Origin of the sequence: Leucobacter fengyongliangi (assembly GCF_050971685.1) — a bacterium.
Taxonomy (GTDB): domain Bacteria; phylum Actinomycetota; class Actinomycetes; order Actinomycetales; family Microbacteriaceae; genus Leucobacter.
On the sequence record NZ_JBPCEU010000028.1, the window covers coordinates 1 to 4,367 of the forward strand.

Consider the following 4,367-nt stretch of genomic DNA (forward strand, 5'->3'; position numbering starts at 1 on the left):
CACCGGTGACTCACATAAGAATGCCCGCGTAATTCTCGAGCTTAGCTTGCCTGTTTCCTGCTCGCGCGGGCCGGCTTGACCCCGGCTGCCGCGTTTGGTGCTTTCGCGAGTTCGATCGCTTCGAGCGTGCGAGTCTTCTCGGCCGCGAGGTAGGTGAGGCGCTGCTGGATTCGGTCGATCTCGCGAGCGATGTGGGCCGGGTTCAAGCTGTCACGGTACCCGGTCAACTCGGCGGTCTTCTCGGCGCTGAGCACACCGGAACGCTGGAGCCGGTCGAATGGTGTCGCGAGCTCATCGTAGACACGTTTACGGCGCCCCCTTTGATCGGTCGCCCAACCGATGGGTTTCTTCGTGGGGGTGAGGAAATTATGGCGATCGTTCACCAGCGGCCATAACTCGTTCAATAGCTTCAGCAGAGGCGCGGTGTCGTACCTCCAGTAGAACGCGTACCGGCGCACGATCTGATTGTTTTTCGACTCGATCGTGGCCTGATCATTCTTCTTGTACGGCCGGGACCTCGTGAAGTAGATGTCAAGTTCTGCAGCCCAACCGATGACGTCGTAGTTGATGAACTCGGACCCGTTATCAAAATCCACCCCGGTCACCTCGAACGGCACTTCGCTGATGAATCGGTCGAGGGCGTCACGAATGTGCAGGTGTGCGTTGTTCCGGATCGAGCGCGTGTACGTCCAACCGGTGTGCATGTCGGTGAGATCAACACTGCGACAGAACTCACCCTTCAAGACGGGCCCGCAGTGTGCGACGGTGTCGCCCTCGAAGAACCCGGGTACGGCCTCGATCTCGTCACCGGCTTTCCTGATCGTGATCGAGTTCCGCAGCAGCGGGCCTGGCGTGGTGGTGGCGATCCCGCGGAGTGGGTCCCTCGCGCGGGCTGGGGCGAGGTAGCGGTCGATCGTGGCCGGTGACATTGCCAGCAACTCGTCCGCGACGTGGTGACTGTACCTGCCCCGGCCTGGGACCAGTTCGCCGTGCGCTTCCAGCAGCATGAGTTGGAGTTCCATTGACGCGGCCAAGTATTTCCCGCTGATCCCGCCCGCGAACGCCCACACTTTCTGCAGCACTTTCAACGCGTCATGTGAGTACTTCAGCGGGCGCGGCTTACGTTGCCGGGCCCCTACCCGACGCGGTTTCAGCGCAGCTTGTAACTGTCTGCGCGCGTTGTCTCTGGACCAGCCCGTGATCGCGCATACCTCGTCAAGGAGACGGCTCTTCTCCTTCTTGGCCGCTGCGGCATACTGCTTCGCGAACTTTCGTGTGATCTCGTGTCTGGCACGCATTGATAGCCCACTTCCCATGAAACTGATGATTCCGTTTCGCGGGCATTTTTACGTGATGCACCGGAAGTGTTTCGCGGGCATATTAGGTGAGGCACGTCGAATCTTTGCAACAGAGCCCCGCAACCGATACGATGGCCTCGATCTCTTCGATGAGCGCCCGGGGGCCAAGTACTGGTACACCGGTGGCTTCAGCATTCCCGGCCTCGCCGCGGGGATCATCGGCGGCGCAGCCGCCTCCTTCTTCCTCACCACCGACTTCTGGAGCGGCGCGATCGCCGAGGCCATGGGCTACATCGATCTCTCCGCTCCCGTTGCGATGATCGTCAGCGGCGGACTGTACTACCTCTTCACCCGCCGCGGCCACACCTTCGGAGACGCTCGATGAACACGCCCACCACCGGCTCGCACCCCGCCCGATACCCCGACGCCGCCGCGGGTGAACCGACGCTCGACAGCTGGCAGGAGCCCCCGCACAACCGCTGGGCCTTCGCTCACCTCGGCGAGATGGTGCCCTCGGCAGCGGTCTCGCGGCGCCCGGTGAACGCGCCCGGTCATGCCCTCGCGCGGCTCGGCGCGATCGCGGCGCAGCTTCCCGACCTCGAACAGCGCCTCGAACAGACCTACACCGACGCCTTCCTCGTGCTGCGCGGAACGGAGGTCGTGGCCGAGTACTACCGCGCCGGCTTCGCGCCCGACGACCGTCACCTGCTGATGAGCGTCTCGAAGTCGCTGTGCGGCACGGTCGTCGGAGCACTGGTCGACGAGGGGCGCATCGATCCCGCGCAGCCCGTCACCGAGTATGTACCCGAGCTCGCCGGCTCCGTCTACGACGGGCCCTCCGTGCTGCAGGTGCTCGACATGCAGATCTCGATCGACTACAACGAGGACTACGTCGATCCCGCATCCGAGGTGCAGACCCACGGTCGCTCGGCCGGCTGGCGCACGCGCCGCCACGGCGACCCGGCCGACACCTACGAGTTCCTCACCACCCTCCGCGGCGACGGCAGCACCGGCGAGTTCCAGTACTGCTCGGCGAACACCGACGTACTCGCCTGGATCGTCGAACGGGTCACCGGTCTGCGCTACGTCGAAGCGCTCTCCACGTACCTGTGGGCGAAGCTCGACGCCGACCGCGACGCTACCATCACCGTCGACACGACGGGTTTCGGCTTCGCGCACGGCGGCGTCTCCTGCACGGCGCGGGATCTCGCGCGCGTGGGGCGCATGATGCTCGACGGCGGCGTCGCCCCCGGTGGCCGCGTGGTCTCCGAGGACTGGGTGCGTCGCGTACTCGCCGGCGGATCGCACGAGGCGATGACCGACAAGGGCTTCACGAACACCTTCCCCGACGGCAGCTACACCCGCCAGTGGTGGTGCACGGGCAACGAGCGCGGCAACGTGAGCGGCATCGGCATCCACGGGCAGAATCTGTGGCTCGACCCGCTCACCGACTCCGTGATCGTCAAGCTGTCGTCGTGGCCCGATCCCGACACCGAGCACTGGCACCGGCTGCAGAACGGGATCCTGCTCGACGTCAGCCGCGCGCTCGACGCAGTGTAGCCACGGTCGCTCCGCTCGCGGCGGGCCTCCCCCGCCGGTTCTTGCTGCGCATGGCCCGCTCGGCCTCGCGCTTGTCCTGCCGTTCGCGCAGCGTCTGCCGCTTGTCGTATTCCTTCTTGCCCTTCGCGAGGGCGATCTCGACCTTCGCGCGGCCGTCCAGGAAGTACAGGCGCAGCGGCACGATCGTCATGCCGCCCTCGCGGGTCTTCTGGTAGAGCTTGTCGATCTGCTGGCGATGCAGCAGCAGCTTGCGCTTGCGGCGCGGCGCGTGGTTGGTCCACGACCCGTTGAGGTACTCGGGGATGTACGCCGCGTCGAGCCAGGCCTCGCCGCGCTCGATGAAGACGTAGCCGTCGACGAGCGACGCGCGCCCCATGCGCAGCGATTTCACCTCGCTGCCGGTGAGCACCAGGCCCGCCTCGTAGGTGTCGAGGATGTTGTACTCGTGCCGGGCCTTCTTGTTGGAGGCGATCAGCTTCTCGCCGGTCTCCTTGGGCATGTCACATCCTTTCTGCCGTCGGGCTGGTGCGGGATCCGCGCTCACGCGCGAGGATCCAGCCTACCGCACCCTCGCCGCTAGACCCGCAGATACCGCGTGATCGCGATCTTCGCCGCGATCGCCGAGAGGATCACGCCCACGAGGGCTCTGTTGCAAAAATCGTGAAGCTTGAGCATGCTTGGCGGAGATTGGACGGACGGAACGATGACGGATTTCAAGTGGCGCCATTTCCAGGGTGATGTGATCCTGTGGGCGGTGCGCTGGTATTGTCGCTATCCGATCAGCTATCGCGACCTTGAGGAAATGCTGGCGGAACGCGGCATTTCGGTCGACCATACGACGATCTATCGCTGGGTCCAGTGCTACGCCCCGGAGATGGAGAAGCGGCTGCGCTGGTTCTGGCGGCGTGGCTTTGATCCGAGCTGGCGCCTGGATGAAACCTACGTCAAGGTGCGGGGCAAGTGGACCTACCTGTACCGGGCAGTCGACAAGCGGGGCGACACGATCGATTTCTACCTGTCGCCGACCCGCAGCGCCAAGGCAGCGAAGCGGTTCCTGGGCAAGGCCCTGCGAGGCCTGAAGCACTGGGAAAAGCCTGCCACGCTCAATACCGACAAAGCGCCGAGCTATGGTGCAGCGATCACCGAATTGAAGCGCGAAGGAAAGCTGGACCGGGAGACGGCCCACCGGCAGGTGAAGTATCTCAATAACGTGATCGAGGCCGATCACGGAAAGCTCAAGATACTGATCAAGCCGGTGCGCGGTTTCAAATCGATCCCCACGGCCTATGCCACGATCAAGGGATTCGAAGTCATGCGAGCCCTGCGCAAAGGACAGGCTCGCCCCTGGTGCCTGCAGCCCGGCATCAGGGGCGAGGTGCGCCTTGTGGAGAGAGCTTTTGGCATTGGGCCCTCGGCGCTGACGGAGGCCATGGGCATGCTCAACCACCATTTCGCAGCAGCCGCCTGATCGGCGCAGAGCGACAGCCTACCTCTGACTGCCGCCAATCT

Annotated in this window: 5 protein-coding genes; 3 read left to right on the forward strand and 2 right to left on the reverse strand. The window is 64.4% G+C overall.

Annotation, left to right across the window (positions count from 1 at the left end; all coding sequences use genetic code 11):
- Positions 1-41 precede the first annotated feature (41 nt).
- Entirely contained in the window at positions 42-1,298 is a 1,257-nt protein-coding gene (locus ACR0R4_RS13025) for an integrase catalytic domain-containing protein (protein WP_433645266.1), read from the reverse strand.
- A gap of 16 nt (positions 1,299-1,314) precedes the next feature.
- On the opposite strand from ACR0R4_RS13025, the gene ACR0R4_RS13030 reads away from it, so the two are divergent.
- Complete coding sequence (locus ACR0R4_RS13030; RefSeq protein ID WP_433647799.1) at positions 1,315-1,683, forward strand: hypothetical protein; 369 nt, start codon at positions 1,315-1,317, stop codon at positions 1,681-1,683.
- Positions 1,680-2,858 (forward strand): 6-aminohexanoate-dimer hydrolase, encoded by a 1,179-nt coding sequence (gene nylB / locus ACR0R4_RS13035; RefSeq protein WP_012476896.1) that lies wholly within the window; start codon positions 1,680-1,682, stop codon positions 2,856-2,858. Before ACR0R4_RS13030 ends, nylB begins: the two co-directional genes overlap by 4 nt.
- Here nylB and smpB read toward each other — a convergent pair.
- Positions 2,833-3,357, reverse strand: coding sequence for an SsrA-binding protein SmpB (smpB, locus tag ACR0R4_RS13040; RefSeq protein ID WP_433647800.1), 525 nt, complete (start codon positions 3,355-3,357; stop codon positions 2,833-2,835). The two genes, nylB and smpB, sit on opposite strands and share 26 nt — an antisense overlap.
- A 204-nt stretch (positions 3,358-3,561) precedes the next feature.
- On the opposite strand from smpB, the gene ACR0R4_RS13045 reads away from it, so the two are divergent.
- Positions 3,562-4,326 carry an IS6-like element IS6100 family transposase gene (locus ACR0R4_RS13045; protein WP_001389365.1) on the forward strand — a complete coding sequence of 255 codons (765 nt, stop codon included), beginning with the start codon at positions 3,562-3,564 and terminating at the stop codon, positions 4,324-4,326.
- Positions 4,327-4,367: the final 41 nt, after the last annotated feature.